Below are 15,138 nucleotides of genomic sequence, written 5' to 3'. Positions count from 1 at the left end.
TGCCTGCTGCGCCGTGCGGTCGCCCATCGTCATGACACATCCGGCCAAGCCGGGCGGCATCGACGTCGGGTGTTGCGTGGCGTTTCCCGATGGTCAATTTTTGACTGTCCAGTCAGTCAGATCAAGTCTAAAGTCGTGATCCGCCGACGGGCAGATGCAAGCGCGCCCGAGGGTCACGGCGTTGCCGATGCGGTCGCGGCTCATCGGCACGATCAACGGGTTCGTTGTGCTGTCCGGCAACCATTGATGGGGAAAGACGATGCGGCTGTTTGTTTCACCCAAGATGTTCATTGTGGCGATCATGCTTTGCTTGCCGGCGGGCCTTTCGCCGGGGCAGGCGACAGCCCAGGACGGCTCCGTCCTGCTCGACACGGCGCGGCCTTTCACGGCGGAAGAGCTGACCGAATACCTCGCCGGCAAGACCCAGGTCTGGGACCAGGGCGGCGCCTATTATGCGTCCGATTGGTCGCTTGATACGCTTTGGGCCGGTGATCGCGAGAGCGGCACCTGGTCCGTCACCGAGGACGGTGCGCTGTGCTGGCACATCCCAAGCTGGGGCACGCTTGAGTGCGAGGCCTACTTCCATAACGGCGACATCATCAGCGCGACCTACGAGGGCGAGACATTCCTGGCGCCGGAGATCCAGGACGGCAACACCCTGGATGCGCTGCACGCGGGCGCAGAAGCGGACGAGGCTGCGGCGAACATCGATCCCTATGAGGGCAAGACGCTGTTGACCGCCGATGAGACGACCGCGCTGGTATCGGGCAAGACAGTGCTTTGGGCGCCCGACGGCGGTGCCTATTACGCACCGGACCAGACGCTGCACACAATCTGGAACGGCGTGCGCCAGACCGGCACCTGGAGCGTCAACGACGAGGGTGCCGTCTGCTGGCACGTGGCCGGCTGGGGCCCGACGCCGTGCGAGTCCTATTACTATGAGGACGGCAGCCTGATGGCGATCTTCAACAGCAAGGCGTCTGTCGCCGGCGAGCATGTCGAGGGCGATCAGACGGACTCGCTTTAGATCTCGGTGGGAGCAGGGCGCAACAAAGACGCCCGGAAGGCCAGACGCGACGGCCCCGAGCCACGATGCCGGCGGGTTCCTCTCTTCCGCCGGCCCAGCCGCACCTTGCCGCGGCCCGTGCGCTCAAGGTAAAGAAGGCGCGGGGCCTGTAGTTCAATTGGTTAGAACCCACCGCTCATAACGGTGTTGTTGCAGGTTCGAGTCCTGCCGGGCCCACCACCTCTTTCCATAATGCAGATTATCGAACCTACGAACGGCGATTTGAGTATTCGGTTTGCATCTTATAGGCGCGTCAGCGCAATGCGGCCGTCACCGAGAGGTATGACCTATTTGATATTTGTCCAGGCACCGGCATGATCATCGTTTCTGGAGTTGCGATGCCGCTCGCCACAACGTTCACCATGTTGCTTAGTATGGTTTGTCGCCGTTGATGGTGACACGCCACATCAGGCGCTTGCTGCCGGGGTAGTCGTTGGCCGCATAATGCTGGGTGCAGCGGTTGTCCCAGAAGACGAGCGCGCCCTCGCTCCAGCGCACCCGGCAGGTGAACTCCGGGCGCACCATGTGGCGGTAGAGGAAGTCGAGGATCGGCGCGGCCTCGTCGGACGTCATGCCGTCGATGCCGCAGGTGAAGTACTCGTTGACGAAGAGCGCCTTGCGGCCGGTCTCCGGGTGGGTGCGCACCAGAGGATGGACGACCTTTTCCGGCGCTTCGGCAAAGGCTGCGTCGCGGACGTGGCCTTGGAACGCCGTATGCTCGCCGCGCAGGCGATCGAGCGTGCGGCGCATGGTGGGCGAGAGGCTTTCATAGGCAAGGTACATGTTGGCGAACAGCGTATCGCCGCCATAGGCCGGAATGGTCTTGGCGTAGAGCAGGGAGCCCAGAGACGGGCGCTCCTCCCAGGTGATGTCGCTGTGCCAGCGTCCGGCGAAGCGCGCCTCCTCGTTTTCCTCCGACTTGATCTGCATGATCTCCGGATGGCTTTCCAGACCGGCAACGAACGGGTTGACGTGAAGATCGCCAAAAGCATGGCCCAGGGCGACCAGTTCGTCCGGGCCAAGCTGCTGGTCGCGGAAGACCAGGACCAGATGGTGGAGCAGCGCCTCGCGGAGCGCGCGCTTCATCGCGTCAGCAAGTGGCTTGGCAAGATCGACACCGTCGATCTCTGCACCCAGTCCGCCGGTCAGGGGCTGAACCGAGAAGAGGCCGTGATCCGGCGCAATAGCCTGATCGTCATGGGCGAGCGGCGGCAGGTAGTCAAAGGCAGTCATGGCTCGGCCCTCCGTCAGCGGCCGTTGGCAAAGGCGCCTTCGCCGCGCACGGCATGGGCGATCTGCCGGTGAAAGTGGATCGTGCCGCTATCCCAGTAAGGCGCCAGACGGCCACCGTCATAGCCATCACATTGGCGGCCTTCTTGCAGGCGCCGGCAGATGTCCTCATCCTCGAAGTTCAGCTGGGACCAGTCGGCATACAGGGTTTCGCGCGCTTCTTCGAACTCCGGTGCCTCGGCTGCATCGCCGGCAAAGTAGAACCACATGTGCATGTTCGTCTCACCGGCCGAGACCGGTTCGAACAGAACGACCTGCACATTGGCGGGATAGGCGTTGATGGCGAGGTTGGGAAACAGCGCGCTATAGACCATGCGGCCGTGATACTCCTCGGCCAAGCGCGGCGGTTTCGGCAGGCCAACGCCAGACTTGTTGCCGACCTGGCCCTCGTCGACGTTCTTGAACCAGTACTCCGTCGAAAGGTGATGTCCGGCAACATCCATGGGACGGCGCGATGCCTCGTCCCACGACATCACGCTGTGAAGCGCCGGATGGACGGCGAAGACATGATAGTTGTCGCAATAGTTCTCGACGGCGAGCTTCCAGTTGCAGCCAAAGGAGAACGTCATGCGGTGGGCGCAGCGGAAGGCGCCGAGATCATAGCCGTCAAACCGGTCGGCACCGCCGGCAATGTAGTCGTCAAAGGCCTCGGCCTTGCCGTCCAGGTTGACGAAGATCCAGTCATGCCAGACGGCGGAGCGCACGGGAAACAGGCAGGGCCTCTCGCCGTCGGCGTTGCGGCCGTCGTTGTGGCGGTCCGGTCCGTCATAGTTGGGCCGGTTTCGCAGCGCGCCATCCATGCCATAGGTCCAGGCGTGATAGGGGCAAGTCATGACCGGCTGGCGCGCTACCGGCTCGGTCAGGAGCCGCGCGCCGCGGTGGGGGCAGACGTTGAAGAAGACGTGGATGTTGCCGTCCTGGGCGTGACTAAGGATCAGCGACTGGCCGGCGACATCGACCGGGCGGGCATCGCCCCTGTTCGCGATATCGCTGACCAGCCCGGCAAAAACCCAGCTTCTGGCAAACAGCGTGCTGCGCTCCAGTTCGAGAAACCTCTCGGACGTGAACGCCGCGTTGGGTAGCCCACGTGCGCCTTCCGTCGGCCGGTCAAATCCGGCCATCACGTCGTCGGTCAAGACGTCATGCGCGTGGCCGTTTGCGCCGTTCGCTCGGTTGGATGTCATGTTTGACCCTCCTGCCTCTTGCCATCGCCGGTGGTCACGGCATGGCAAATGTTTCTGTCAATTCCACGAGTTCACGGTTGAACGGGATGGTGTCGCCCAACGGCTCGCCGAGGTCCCGGGCGAAACGGTGGCCGCTGTAGACCGCCGCCGCGATCGTGCCTGGCGCCAGGCCGTCGCCAATTCTGGTGACACGGCGAATGCCGGCATCCTTGAGGGCGGCCTCATCGGCCATGAGATCATGGTAAAGCCCGTCATTGGCCAGCGGCGCGGTAACCAACACCGCGTGGCCGCAGGCCCGCTCGAACGACTGCCCGCCGAAGATCGGTTTGATGGTAACCGAACCGTCGCCGACTTCGGTCACCGCGTGTTTGGCCAGGACCTCAATGCCCACGTCATGCATGCGCGCTTGAATGCGGCCGAGCTCCAGCGTGTATTGGGTCCAGGTCGAGACATAGGCGCCGGTCGTTACCAGAGTCACGTCATGGCCGTCGGCGGCGAGTTTCTCCGCGATCACGCCACCCAGATAATAGTGGTCGTCATCGAACACGATGACGGGCCCGTCGACCGTGGCGCCGTCCATGATGTCATCGGGCGTCAGCACGTGTTTGGCGTTATCGACCGCGCCTGGCATCGGGAACTCGTGGTAGCGGCCGCCACCATCGCGCCGCCACGTCGCGCCGGTTGCCGTGGCAACCAGCGAACAGCCGGTTTCGAGGGCCTGATCGGCGTCGAGGCGGCTGTCCATGAAGATCTCGACGTTCGGCATGGTCTGTATCTGGCCGATGCGCCAGTCACGGACGCGGCCCCAGGCGGATAAGCCGGGCAGGCGACTTTCGCGCGCCGAACGGCCACCCAGTTCGGTCCCGGCCTCCGCCAGCATGACGTCATAGCCGCGCTGGCCGAGCGCGCGGGCGGCTTCAAGACCAGCCGGGCCGGCGCCGACCACCAGAACACGATCGTCGGTGTCCTTCGAAGCGATGCGTTCGGGGTGCCAGCCCTTGCGCCACTCCTCGCCTTTGGTCGGGTTCTGGGTGCAGCGCATGGGAACGCCCAGATTGTCACTGGCGACGCAGATGTTGCAGCCGATGCATTCGCGGATGTCCTCGATCCGGCCTTCCTCGATCTTCTTAGGCAGGAAGGGATCGGCAATCGAGGGCCGCGCGGCGCCGATCATGTCCAGCACGCCTTTCTTGATCAGGCTCACCATGCGGTCAGGCGAGGTGTAGCGGCCGACGCCGACGACCGGCTTGGAGGTCAGCTGTTTGACGAACTTGATGTAGGGCTCCTGGAAGCCCTCCTCGGCAAAGCGCGAGGTGATGGAGTCGTTGTCCCAGTCGCTACAGTTGATGTCCCACAGGTCGGGCAGCTCACCCAGCAACTCGATGACCTCCTTGCCCTCGCGCTCGGCCAGCATGCCCTTGTCGCCGAGCAGTTCGTCGACCGCCAATCGCACGACCACACCCATGGTGTCGCCGACCGCGTCCTTGGTGTCTTCGATGACCTCGCGCAGCAGGCGTGCGCGGTTTTCCATCGAGCCGCCATACTCGTCCGTGCGCTGATTGTGGCGCGGCGACAGGAAATGCATGGCGAGTGACAGATCGTGACCAGCATAAACGCAGATAATGTCAAAGCCTGCCTTCTTGGCGTTGAGCGCGGCGTTGCGGTGCCAGCGCCGATAATCCGCGATGTCCTTCTTGTCCATGGCGCGGGCATGTACCGGGTTGATGCCGAGCGCGGGCTTGGCCGAGGGCGCCAACGGCACCTCGCGGCTGGTCAGGTTCAGGGCGTGATAACCCATATGCGTCAGTTCGACGCCGGCCAGACTGCCATGTTGGTGGACCAGTTCGGTCATGCGCGCCAGGGTCGGGATATCGCGCTCGTCCCACAAGCGGATCTCGCGGCTGGTTTCCGTCGTCGGATGGATGTCGCATTGCTCGGTGCACAGGACCGCCCAGCCGCCCTCGGCCTTGACCCCACGCATCACCGCCATGGCGGTCGGGTGGGTGCGGCCCATGCCGTTGCAGTGGGGCACCTGATAGAACCGGTTGCGCGCCGTGACCGGCCCGATCTGCACGGGCTCAAACAGAATATCGTAGCGGGGATCACGGCTCATGACCGAGCAAACTCCTTCACTTTGCGCTTCGCCAGCCGGCGCGCGACGCAATTGTTCGTGAAATTTTGGTTCATTTGTTTCATTCTGTCGAGAGAACAGTCGATTGCCAGGAGGAGAGCATGGCGCAACCTGTTGTCGCGATCCACGACAGCGATCAGGAGAACGCGGAGCAGACGATGCGTGCCGACCTCGCGGCCGCCTTCCGCCTTGCTGATCGGTTCGGCTGGTCCCAACTGGTGTGGAACCACATCACGGCGCGTTCGCCCGACAATCCCGGCAACTTCCTGATCAATCCCATGGGCGTGCGCTGGGACGAGATGACCGCGTCCATGCTGGTCAAGGTCGATATCGACGGCAATGTCATCGAGGGCGAGGGGCTGGTGCCGAAGGCAGGCTTCGTCATTCACAGCGGCATCTTCGAGGCCCGCCCTGACATCAACGCTGTCGTCCATACCCACACCAATGACGGTATCGCGGTTGCTGCCCTGCAAGACGGTCTGCAGCCAATCTGCATGGAAGCGCTCTACTTCTATGACAATGTCGGTTACCACGGCTTCGAAGGCTCCAGCATGGACCTTGACGAGCGCACCCGTCTTGCCGAGAGCCTTGGCGCCAACAAGGCGATGATCCTCAGGAACCACGGGTTGCTGACCGTCGGCTCGTCCATCGGCGAGGCGTTCACCTTGATGTATTGGCTGGAACGCGCCTGCGAAGTGCAGATGAAAGTCATGGCGAGTAACGCAGCTTGGCGACCGGTGCCGGAGGCGATGTGCGAACACTATGCCCATCAAGAAACCGAGCCGCAGGATGTTACCGAGGATTTCCGCCCGGGTGTTCATGAATGGCCTGCCTTGGTGCGGTTGCTGGACAGGGATGATCCGGGCTTTCGCGACTAAGCCAGTACGTCTGCGCCGGCACGATCAATCTGATCAGCACCCAGGTCACGCGTGATCTCGACGAGTCGCGGTCCGATCTGCTCGCGCATGGTCGACTCGCTGAGTACAAAGGACGGCGCGCCGCAGTTGAGAGCCAACGGGGTTCCGCCGGGGAACCGCAACGGCACGGCGACAGCGTGAATCTCGGGGCGCCAGTCGCCCAGCGAGATGCAAAAACCGTCGCGTTGCACGCTCTCATTCGCTGCCGTGATACCGCGTTCGATCTTGCGTGTCAGAACGCCTTCCGACTGCAGCGTCGTCATTGTGCGGGCGAACGCGTCCGCATCGAGCGCGGCCAGATAGGCCCTGCCCATCGCGGTACGCTCCATCGGCATCTGAGAGCCGAAGGAGAATTTCAGCACCAGTGCGCCGGAACCGGGCACGTGCTCGACATAGGTCATCCTGGCGCCGGCCGGCGCGGCGATCGCCACGGACGCGCCGGACTGTTCGGCCAACTCACGCATGAGCGGACGGGCGCGTTCGCGGATGCTGAGCGTCGACAGCAGGGGCGCGGCGAGAGCAATCAATCCGGCGGCGAGGCTATAGGTGCCGGTGCGCTCGGCGTAAGCCAGGTAGCCCAGACGGGTCAGCGTGTTGGTCAGGCGTGAGACCGTTGGTTTCGAGAGTCCGGTCCGCTCGGTGATCTCGGTGTTGCTGAGATCTGCGTCGGCCTCGCCAAACGCGCGCAGAATGTCGAAGCCGCGCTCCAGCGCGACAACGTATTGCGGATCGCGGCCCTTTGCCTCGCTCTCTGTTGGTTCGATCGAATAGTCCCGTCGTCTGCTCACGTCATCATCGTCCCTTGGAAACCGACCGATTGAACCAGCTTCGGTCGAAAAAATCTTGTGAAATTAAATTTTGCTTTATTTCTTTCATGAAATCTAGAATCATAATTTTCAAACCGGTGTGCCGGTCAATCATCGAGGGAGGACAAAATGGTCATGCAAGGGGCAAGGAGTTGGCTGACGGGCGCGGCGATGGCGCTCGCAATGGGTGCTTCGGCGCCGGCAGCTTTGGCAGAGGCGCCGGAATCCGACGAGACGATCAAGCTCGGCGTCAACGAATGGACAACCCAGCAGGTCATTACGCGCGTCGCCCACCAGCTCCTGGAGGAGATGGGCTACAACGTCGAGTCGGTGACGGTCGGCTACTACCCGCAGGTCGAGGCAATGGTCCAGAATGACATTACGGCGACCTTGGAACTGTGGCCGAACAACATCGGCGAGGGCGTCTACGAAGCGCTCGACAATGGCGAACTCGTTCATCTGGGCAATCACGAAATCGAGGGCGGCGGTCAGTACTACTATCCCGTTTACATGGAAGAGCAGTGCCCCGGCCTGCCGGACTACAACGCCCTGAAAGACTGCATCGATCTCTTTGTCGCGCCGGATACCGCGCCGTCGGGCCGGTTTGTCGGCTATCCCGCCGATTGGGGCAACACGTTCTATGAAGAGCGGTTCGAGGCTCTGGGCCTTGACCTTGTCCCGATCGCCGCCGGCGGCGAAGGCGCGCTGATCGCCGAAATGAAAAGCGCGTGGGAACGCGAGGCGCCGCTTCTGATCCACTTCTGGACGCCGCACTGGGTGTTCAGCGAGTACGACTATCGTGTGCTCGAGATGCCGCTCGACGAATCGATCACCTATGAGAACTGCTTCAATGACCCAGCCTGGGGCCCCAATCCCGACATGACTCATGACTGCGGTCAAGCGCCGCAAAAGGGCATCTTCAAGGCGGCCAATCCCGGCATCGACGAGACTTGGCCGGCAGCGGCCGAGCTCTTGCGTCAGCTCTCGTTCACCAACGAGGACGCGACATGGATGCTGGTCGAGGTCGATCAGGGCGGCCTGAGTCAGGATGAGGCTGCCGCCAAGTGGATCGAGCAAAACCGGGACAAGGTCAACGGTTGGATGGATGCGGCCGCCGGTTCCTGACCACCGACACGAAAGTCACGATAGGCCACAATTGGAGCGGCCCTAGAGCGGATTCACCCATCTTGATGGAATCTGCTCTTAGGGGCCGCTCCTTTCGTTTGACGTTAGACCGGCGGGTGGCGTGATCAGCCGGGGTCGAGCTTGGGCGCGGCCGCCTTGCAATAGGCCATTTTGCGGACGAGCTTGTCACCGCGGAAATGGAGGAGGTCGAGGCCGCGCAGCTTCACCGGCTTGCCGTCGACCTCCATGTTGAGCGTCCAGCTCGCCATGACCTTGTCGGTCTCGGGCTCGGCGAAGAAGTCCTCGTCGTCGAACCGGATCGTGCCGCGGTCGCCGCACACCAGGGGCACAAAGGCCTCGCGGATTGCCGCCGGGCCGCTGTGGCTGCCGCCATTGGAGTCTTCGTAAACAGCGTCCTCGGCAAAGAACGACGCCACGCCATCGATGTCCTGGCGGTTGAATGCGTCGACGAACTGCTTCGTCAGGTCCTCAAGTTCCGTGCGACGGTTTGTCATGAGCGCCTCCCTCTCGGTCGCATAGTCTGAATTGCCATTCTAGCGTATTGGTTACTGCCTGGCGCGTTAGCCTGACGGCGCCATCGCGCTCAATCAACCAGCGCCTGCTTATAGTGCTGCCAGGTGATGGCATTGAAGTGCTGGGCGGCTTCCTCGCGGGCGTGGACGTAGCGGTTGTAAGGCTGACCCGCGGACTTGATGTTGTCGTACTGAACGGCGGTGATCTCGTTGTCTTCCCGGTAGGTCTGATCCCACAGGTCGATCCAGGCATCGATCCGCTCAGGATCGCTGTCGCGGTCGCCAAGATAGTGGGTGACGTGCTGCGTCACGCCGGGCGCGACCGGGACCATGCCGGTCATGTGCAGGAGGTCGTCGTGTTCGATCAGCACGATACCGGGAAACACTTGATATGACCGGAATGTCTGACTGGTGAGTTGGTTGCTCGCGACCTCGGGCTGGGGTTCCCAGGTATTGGTCATGAAGCCATCGCCGTAGATGGCATCGGTATCTTCCGGCCTGGAGCGAAAGGCGGCCCCGAACGATTCACCGTGGATGTTCGGGCAGTGGTAACACTCCGTCCCGTTGTCGTACCAAAGCTTCCAATTCGTGCCGATGTCGTACGTGATCTCCTTGCGCATGATGTAACGATCGGGTTCGGAGCAGAAACCAACGCTCTCGACGTTGTCGGCGAACGCCGGATGGCATTCGCGAAACGGACGGGCGGTGGGGTCGGGATTGACAAGGATCGCCGGCCCGAATTGTTCGACGGCGACGGGCCTGAGCGCGAGCTTGTCCTGGCAGAATCCAGCGTCGCCATCAGCATCCGGCGCGTTGGCCAGCGTGCCGTCCAAGTTATAGGACCAACCGTGGTAGCGACAGACGAGCCTGAGGCACTTCGACCGGTCACCTTCGACGACCGTGTAGCCGCGGTGACGGCAGATATTGAGGAAGGCGCGCAGTTCGCCATCGCGGTCACGAGTTACAACGATTGGGTACTTGCCCATCTGGCGTGTGACGACATCGCCCGGTTCGGCGAGCTTGTGGACGGGACCGAAATAGAGCCAGTTCTTCGCGAAGATTGTCTCCATCTCGAAGTCGAAGATCGCGGGGTCCCAGTAGAACCGCGTCGGCAGGCTCCAGTTGTCGGCGATCCGGGCGTCGATCTCCGCGACGTCGATGTCCAGGGTTGCGGGCGCGTCCATAGCCTAGCCTCCGCTCAGGTAAGGTGGCACAGCTTAGGGCGTAGCGTGAAAATTGTGAATATGAATTTCACGGGCAGCGCCCGGAGTGCCGCTTCGTGCAGTTCTCTGGTGTTTCTTGACCGACCCCGGGCGTGGCGTCCTGATGTGATAAACCAGATTCGATCGATTTCGTCATTGTCTGAAATGAAATTTCATGGAAGTCTTTTCACGATGCGGAGGCACACGAAGAACCCATGAAGACCGATAAGGCCAGCGGAAACGAGCGCGTTCGTGAGCTGTTGGGCGAGGCCGCGCTTGTCCGGCTTCACGCGGATGTCGCCGACGGTAGCGGTCTACCAAACGTGGCCTACACCAGTTCGGAATGGCTCGACCTGGAGCGCCGGCATCTGATGTTTGGGATGTGGATGCTGGCGGGCTTCGACGACCAGATCCCTGATCCCGGCGACGCATTGCCGGTGACTGTCGCCGGCTGCCCGCTTATTCTGGTGCGCCAGCGCGATGGCGCGATCCGCGCATTTCACAACGTATGCCGACATCGTGGCGCCGTCATCGTCACCGAACCGTGCAAGGGTCTGGCGGCGTTGACCTGTCCTTATCATGCATGGGCTTACGGCCTGGACGGGACGATCAGGACGCGGCCGCACTTCTTCGGTGGCGGAAAACACGACGTGACCAAGAAGAACGACGGGCGCGCCAATCTGGCTGACGTTCGCTGTGAAACCTGGCGCGGCGTTCTCTTCGTCAACATCGACGGTCAGGCCGCGCCGCTAGCCGATCATATGGCGCCGATCGATGCGCATCTGGACGGCTGGGCATCGCAACGGCTCGCCTATGGCGGCTCGCTCGCCTACGAGATCGCCGCGAACTGGAAACACGTCCACGAGAACTTCGTCGACGTCTACCACAAGTTCGCCATCCATCCCGAGCTCTGCACCTTCGCGCCCCTGGAGACCAGCAACCCTATGGTGCCGATCGCCGATCACATCCTGAAGACATGGCATGTGATCGCCGAACCCCATGAGGGCCGAGGCGTCGGACTGCCCTTCCTGCCAGGCTTGCCGGATGTCCTGCATCGTGAAGGCCGCATGTTCACCATGATCCCGACCTGCGACATCAACCTGTGGCCTGACCACATCGCCTTCCTGGTCGCAGAACCGACAGGACCCGGCACGACGCGCGAGACGATCCATATCCTGTTCAATCAAGAGGCCATGGCAGGCCAGTACGATCAGACACGCCAAGCCGTTTTCGACACCTGGGACGCGCTTAACCGCGAAGACATCGTGCCGCTTGAGTCCATGCAGCGCGGACGCGCCTCGCCCGGCTTTGACGGCGGCAGCCTGTCGCCGTTCTGGGATCCCGGCACCCAGCATTTCGCGCGGCAGGTCGCTTCTTTGATGATTGAGAGCGGAGCATGAAACTCGACGACGTCTTCGACGCGCAGTTCCGCGAACGGCTAGCGAAGCCAGCCGGCGACGGCGGCACGTGTCTTCCGAACCCCTGTTACACCAGCCGCGAGTGGCTTGAGATCGAGAACGAGCGCCTGTTCGCGCGGACCTGGGTCTTCGCCGGCTGCATCGATCAAATCCCGGAGCCTGGCGATGTCCTTCCGCTTACCATTGCCGGCAAGCCAATCATGCTGGTTCACGGCCGCGACGGCGAGATTCGCGCTTTCCACAACGTTTGCCGCCATCGCGGCGCGCTTGTCGTCGACGAGCCTTGCCACGGAAAGGCGGTGCTGACGTGCCCCTACCATGCGTGGACCTACGGTTTGGATGGCAGGCTCAAGAACCGCCCTCCCTTCCACGGCGCCGATAGGCACGATCGGCCGGGGAATGGTGGCGGGCCAGGCCTTGTACCGATCCGGATCTCGCGTTGGTACCGCTTCTTCTTCGTCAACCTTGATGGCCGAGCTCAGGAATTCGAAGACTTCATCGCGCCCCTGGCGCGCCGGCTGCCCCATCACGACCTTAACGCGCTACGCCTCGGCAAGACGCTGGTCTGGGAGTTCCGTGCCAATTGGAAGATCGTTTTCGAGAACTACTTCGACAACTATCATGTTGGCACCATCCATCCGCGCCTCGACGCCTTCTTGCCGATGACGCAACGCCGGCCATTCGAGCCCGACGGACCGCTGCTACAATTCGAAGCCCTTTTTGACGAGCCGGAGGCAGGCCGAGGGGTCGGGCTGCCGCACTATCCAGGCGTGCCGAAGGAACTAGCGCATTTCGAAGCCGGCTATCATCTCTTCCCCAGCGTTTGTTTCCAGATCTGGCCGGATCAGTTGACGGTCTTTCAGGTGTTCCCGGTCGCTCACAATCACACGGTCGAACACCTGCACATATTCTTCGTCGGGCAAGGCGCCAGCGAGCCCGCTTACGAAGAGGCTCGTCAAAGTGTCTATGACATGTGGGATGAGCTGAATCAGGAGGACATTAACGCAATCGAGTGGATGCAGTCTGGACGCATGTCGCCTGCTTTCGATGGCGGACGTTTGTCTGGCTATTGGGATCCGTCGCTGCAGCATTTCGCGAGGCTGACAGTGGACTTGATGTCGTGAACCATCTGCAGTTTCCTCACCTTTTCTCGCCGATCGAGATCCGCGGCAAGGAGATCAAGAACCGGGTCTTCGTGCCTGGCCACAACACCGCTCTATCGGAAGCCGGTAAGATCGGCGATGCCATGATCGCCTATCACGAGGCGCGCATGAGAGGCGGCGTCGGCATGATCATGACCGAGGTCCACTGCGTGCATCCGACCTATATGCCGCTGGGCCGCGCCTGGGCGACCAACGACGACTGCCTGCCGGGGCTGCGCCGTTTGGCCCAAAAGGGCCGGGACTATGGCGTCAGGATCATCGGCCAGGTGTTCCATCCCGGCCGGGTCGCGGCAGCTTCGATCGACGGCACCAAGATGGTCACCTACGCGCCATCCGAGGTGCCTGACGAGATGTACAAGCATGTGCCGACACCGCTGACGACCGATCTCGTGCGCGAAATCGTGACGGCGCATGGCGACGGCGCCGCGCGCATGGCGGACGCCGGGCTGGACGGCGTCGAGATCATCTCCAGCATGGGTTACCTGGCGTCCCAATTCATCAATCCCCGTCTCAACCGTCGCGACGATGAATACGGCGGGTCGTTCGAGAACCGAATGCGCTTCGTGCGCGAGGTCGCCACCGACATCCGCGCCAAGATCGGTGACGATATGCTCCTGGGATTGCGAATATCCGCCGACGAGATGGACGAGGAGGGGCTCACCATGGAGGAGTCGCGCGAGGCTTGCGCCGCTCTCGATGCCGATGGCGTGCTCGATTATCTCAACATCGTCTTGGGCTCCACGGCGACTTACACGGGCTGGCAGCACCTCATTCCGCACATGCAGTATGATGCCGGGTACACGGGGGAAAAGTCCGGCGCCATCAAGTCGGCGGTCAAACGCGTACCCGTCATGATCGCCGGCCGCATCAACCAGCCCCAGATCGCCGAGAGGATCCTGACCGATGGCGAGGCCGACATGATCGGCATCGTGCGCGGGCATATCGCCGACCCTGAGTTCATGAATAAGGCGCGCGAAGGACGCCTGGATGACATCCGCGCCTGCATCGCCTGTGACCAGGCATGCATTGGCCATCGGTTGAAGGGTTTTCCTGTGTCCTGCATCCAGTATCCCGAGACCGGCCGTGAATTGGACTTTGCCGCCAAACCCAAGGTCGACAATCGGCGCAAGGTCTTGGTGGTTGGCGGTGGGCCGGCGGGCATGAAAGCAGCCGCCGTCGCCGCAGAACGGGGCCACGACGTGACACTTGTCGAAAAGGCGAACCAACTGGGTGGACAGGCGCTGATCGCCCAGCTTCTGCCCGGCCGCGCGGAGTTCGGCGGCATCGTCACCAACCTGCAGCGCGAATGCGAGATCCAAGGTGTCGAGATCCGCTGCGGCGTCCACGCAACCACCGAGACGATTGCGGCCGAAGCGCCCGACGTCGTCATCACCGCGACCGGCGCGACGGAGCATCGCCCCGACCTGGAGGGCATGGACAGCGCCCATGTGATCGGCGCCTGGGGCGTCGCACAGGGTACGGCCAATGTCGGGTCCAGGGTCGTGGTTTATGACTGGCACGCCAACTGGATCGGCCTTGGTGTCGCCGAGAAGCTGGCACGGGACGGCTGTTCGGTCCGGCTTTGCGTCAATGGCCCAATGGCCGGCGAACACCTGCCGATGATGGTGCGCGATGGCTGGATGGGCCAGCTGCACAAGCTCGGCGTCGAGGTCATCCCCTATGCCCGACTCTACGGCGCCGACGAGACAAGCGTCTTCATGCAGCATGTTACGAGCGGTGAGCCGATCATCTGCGAAGACGTCGAAACCCTGGTGCTCGCTACGCCGCACAAGCGCGAAGCCGGGCTGTGGGAGTCGCTCTATGGAGGCGGAGTCGAGCTCCATCTGGTCGGTGACGCGCTGGCGCCGCGCACGGCGGAAGAAGCGGTGCTGGAAGGGCTGAAGGCTGGATTCGCTGTCTAGCGCGATTGGAATCGGAAGGAGGCGGTTATGCCTTTCATGCGTATCAACCACTTCACATTGAAGCCCAACACGAAGGCGGCGATTGAGAAGGAGGCGGAGGACTTCCTGGCCAACAACGACCCCGAGGAGTCCGGTCTAATGTACATCCTCGATGTGTTTGACGACTCCGGCCGCGGCTCCATCGGTATCACCATATGGAGCGACAAGGAGAAGTTCGAAGCGAGCGGCAAGCGGTGGCCCGACGTCATGCAGAACATGGAACATTTGCTCGATGGCGACTATTGGCGCGAGGAGTTTGAGCTCACCGTCCACAACCTGCCGAAACGAGCCTAGCGTTTCCAGCACCCAGGCGACGCAATACCTATCGCGGCACCAGGAGAC

14 protein-coding genes and 1 tRNA gene are annotated in these 15,138 nt (G+C 62.4%); 8 read left to right on the top strand and 7 right to left on the bottom strand.

Features of this window, described 5'->3' with window-relative positions; translation table 11 throughout:
- Window positions 1–93: 93 nt before the first annotated feature.
- Entirely contained in the window at window positions 94–303 is a 210-nt protein-coding gene (locus AAF563_03685) for a hypothetical protein (GenBank protein MEM7120351.1), read from the bottom strand.
- Between AAF563_03685 and AAF563_03680 the strand changes: the two genes are divergently transcribed.
- Window positions 302–1,027, top strand: a complete 726-nt coding sequence (locus AAF563_03680; GenBank protein ID MEM7120350.1) for a DUF995 domain-containing protein — start codon at window positions 302–304, stop codon at window positions 1,025–1,027. The two genes, AAF563_03685 and AAF563_03680, sit on opposite strands and share 2 nt — an antisense overlap.
- 142 nt (window positions 1,028–1,169) lie before the next feature.
- A tRNA-Ile gene (locus AAF563_03675) sits at window positions 1,170–1,246 on the top strand.
- A gap of 189 nt (window positions 1,247–1,435) precedes the next feature.
- On the opposite strand, the gene AAF563_03670 is transcribed toward AAF563_03675, so the two are convergent.
- Genes AAF563_03670 through AAF563_03660 form a run of 3 tightly spaced genes read right to left on the bottom strand, consistent with a single transcriptional unit; the run spans window position 1,436 to window position 5,653 of the window.
- Entirely contained in the window at window positions 1,436–2,299 is an 864-nt protein-coding gene (locus AAF563_03670) for a TauD/TfdA family dioxygenase (protein ID MEM7120349.1), read from the bottom strand.
- Window positions 2,300–2,313: 14 nt separating this feature from the next.
- Window positions 2,314–3,540, bottom strand: a complete 1,227-nt coding sequence (locus AAF563_03665) for an aromatic ring-hydroxylating dioxygenase subunit alpha (GenBank protein ID MEM7120348.1) — start codon at window positions 3,538–3,540, stop codon at window positions 2,314–2,316.
- 34 nt (window positions 3,541–3,574) lie between these two features.
- Window positions 3,575–5,653 carry an NAD(P)-binding protein gene (locus AAF563_03660; GenBank protein ID MEM7120347.1) on the bottom strand — a complete coding sequence of 693 codons (2,079 nt, stop codon included), beginning with the start codon at window positions 5,651–5,653 and terminating at the stop codon, window positions 3,575–3,577.
- 119 nt (window positions 5,654–5,772) lie between these two features.
- Here AAF563_03660 and AAF563_03655 point away from each other — a divergent pair, with 119 nt between their 5' ends.
- Entirely contained in the window at window positions 5,773–6,549 is a 777-nt protein-coding gene (locus AAF563_03655) for a class II aldolase/adducin family protein (protein MEM7120346.1), read from the top strand.
- On the opposite strand, the gene AAF563_03650 is transcribed toward AAF563_03655, so the two are convergent.
- Window positions 6,546–7,376 carry an IclR family transcriptional regulator gene (locus AAF563_03650; protein MEM7120345.1) on the bottom strand — a complete coding sequence of 277 codons (831 nt, stop codon included), beginning with the start codon at window positions 7,374–7,376 and terminating at the stop codon, window positions 6,546–6,548. The two genes, AAF563_03655 and AAF563_03650, sit on opposite strands and share 4 nt — an antisense overlap.
- 153 nt (window positions 7,377–7,529) lie before the next feature.
- Here AAF563_03650 and AAF563_03645 point away from each other — a divergent pair, with 153 nt between their 5' ends.
- Window positions 7,530–8,519, top strand: coding sequence for an ABC transporter substrate-binding protein (locus tag AAF563_03645; GenBank protein ID MEM7120344.1), 990 nt, complete (start codon window positions 7,530–7,532; stop codon window positions 8,517–8,519).
- Between the two features lie 125 nt (window positions 8,520–8,644).
- Here the strand turns inward: AAF563_03645 and AAF563_03640 are convergent, their stop codons facing one another.
- The gene (locus AAF563_03640; GenBank protein MEM7120343.1) at window positions 8,645–9,034 is read right to left on the bottom strand and encodes a nuclear transport factor 2 family protein; all 390 of its coding nucleotides are present in this window, start codon (window positions 9,032–9,034) and stop codon (window positions 8,645–8,647) included.
- An 89-nt stretch (window positions 9,035–9,123) separates the two neighbouring features.
- Window positions 9,124–10,236, bottom strand: coding sequence for an aromatic ring-hydroxylating dioxygenase subunit alpha (locus AAF563_03635; GenBank protein ID MEM7120342.1), 1,113 nt, complete (start codon window positions 10,234–10,236; stop codon window positions 9,124–9,126).
- A gap of 233 nt (window positions 10,237–10,469) precedes the next feature.
- On the opposite strand from AAF563_03635, the gene AAF563_03630 reads away from it, so the two are divergent.
- Genes AAF563_03630 through AAF563_03615 form a run of 4 tightly spaced genes read left to right on the top strand, consistent with a single transcriptional unit; the run spans window position 10,470 to window position 15,090 of the window.
- Window positions 10,470–11,654: an aromatic ring-hydroxylating dioxygenase subunit alpha gene (locus AAF563_03630; GenBank protein MEM7120341.1), complete on the top strand. Its 1,185-nt coding sequence runs from the start codon at window positions 10,470–10,472 to the stop codon at window positions 11,652–11,654.
- On the top strand, window positions 11,651–12,796 hold the full coding sequence (locus tag AAF563_03625; GenBank protein ID MEM7120340.1) for an aromatic ring-hydroxylating dioxygenase subunit alpha: 1,146 nt from the start codon (window positions 11,651–11,653) through the stop codon (window positions 12,794–12,796). The genes AAF563_03630 and AAF563_03625 overlap by 4 nt, the downstream gene beginning before the upstream one ends.
- Window positions 12,793–14,757: an FAD-dependent oxidoreductase gene (locus AAF563_03620; protein ID MEM7120339.1), complete on the top strand. Its 1,965-nt coding sequence runs from the start codon at window positions 12,793–12,795 to the stop codon at window positions 14,755–14,757. The genes AAF563_03625 and AAF563_03620 overlap by 4 nt, the downstream gene beginning before the upstream one ends.
- Window positions 14,758–14,784: 27 nt before the next feature.
- Window positions 14,785–15,090 (top strand): hypothetical protein, encoded by a 306-nt coding sequence (locus AAF563_03615; protein MEM7120338.1) that lies wholly within the window; start codon window positions 14,785–14,787, stop codon window positions 15,088–15,090.
- The last annotated feature ends 48 nt before the right edge of the window (window positions 15,091–15,138 follow it).

This window comes from Pseudomonadota bacterium (genome assembly GCA_039028155.1).
Taxonomy (GTDB): domain Bacteria; phylum Pseudomonadota; class Alphaproteobacteria; order SP197; family SP197; genus JANQGO01.
The sequence above is the reverse complement of the archived record's forward strand: the minus strand, read 5'-3'. Positions and strand labels throughout refer to the sequence as shown.

Excerpts from the sequence above, each read along its gene's own strand:
- AAF563_03680 (MEM7120350.1), top strand. The coding sequence starts at position 302 with ATGCTTTGCTTGCCGGCGGGCCTTTCGCCGGGGCAGGCGACAGCCCAG.
- AAF563_03685 (MEM7120351.1), bottom strand. The coding sequence starts at position 303 with ATGATCGCCACAATGAACATCTTGGGTGAAACAAACAGCCGCATCGTC.
- AAF563_03670 (MEM7120349.1), bottom strand. The coding sequence starts at position 2,299 with ATGACTGCCTTTGACTACCTGCCGCCGCTCGCCCATGACGATCAGGCT.
- AAF563_03665 (MEM7120348.1), bottom strand. The coding sequence starts at position 3,540 with ATGACATCCAACCGAGCGAACGGCGCAAACGGCCACGCGCATGACGTC.
- AAF563_03660 (MEM7120347.1), bottom strand. The coding sequence starts at position 5,653 with ATGAGCCGTGATCCCCGCTACGATATTCTGTTTGAGCCCGTGCAGATC.
- AAF563_03655 (MEM7120346.1), top strand. The coding sequence starts at position 5,773 with ATGGCGCAACCTGTTGTCGCGATCCACGACAGCGATCAGGAGAACGCG.
- AAF563_03645 (MEM7120344.1), top strand. The coding sequence starts at position 7,530 with ATGCAAGGGGCAAGGAGTTGGCTGACGGGCGCGGCGATGGCGCTCGCA.
- AAF563_03640 (MEM7120343.1), bottom strand. The coding sequence starts at position 9,034 with ATGACAAACCGTCGCACGGAACTTGAGGACCTGACGAAGCAGTTCGTC.
- AAF563_03635 (MEM7120342.1), bottom strand. The coding sequence starts at position 10,236 with ATGGACGCGCCCGCAACCCTGGACATCGACGTCGCGGAGATCGACGCC.
- AAF563_03630 (MEM7120341.1), top strand. The coding sequence starts at position 10,470 with ATGAAGACCGATAAGGCCAGCGGAAACGAGCGCGTTCGTGAGCTGTTG.
- AAF563_03625 (MEM7120340.1), top strand. The coding sequence starts at position 11,651 with ATGAAACTCGACGACGTCTTCGACGCGCAGTTCCGCGAACGGCTAGCG.
- AAF563_03615 (MEM7120338.1), top strand. The coding sequence starts at position 14,785 with ATGCCTTTCATGCGTATCAACCACTTCACATTGAAGCCCAACACGAAG.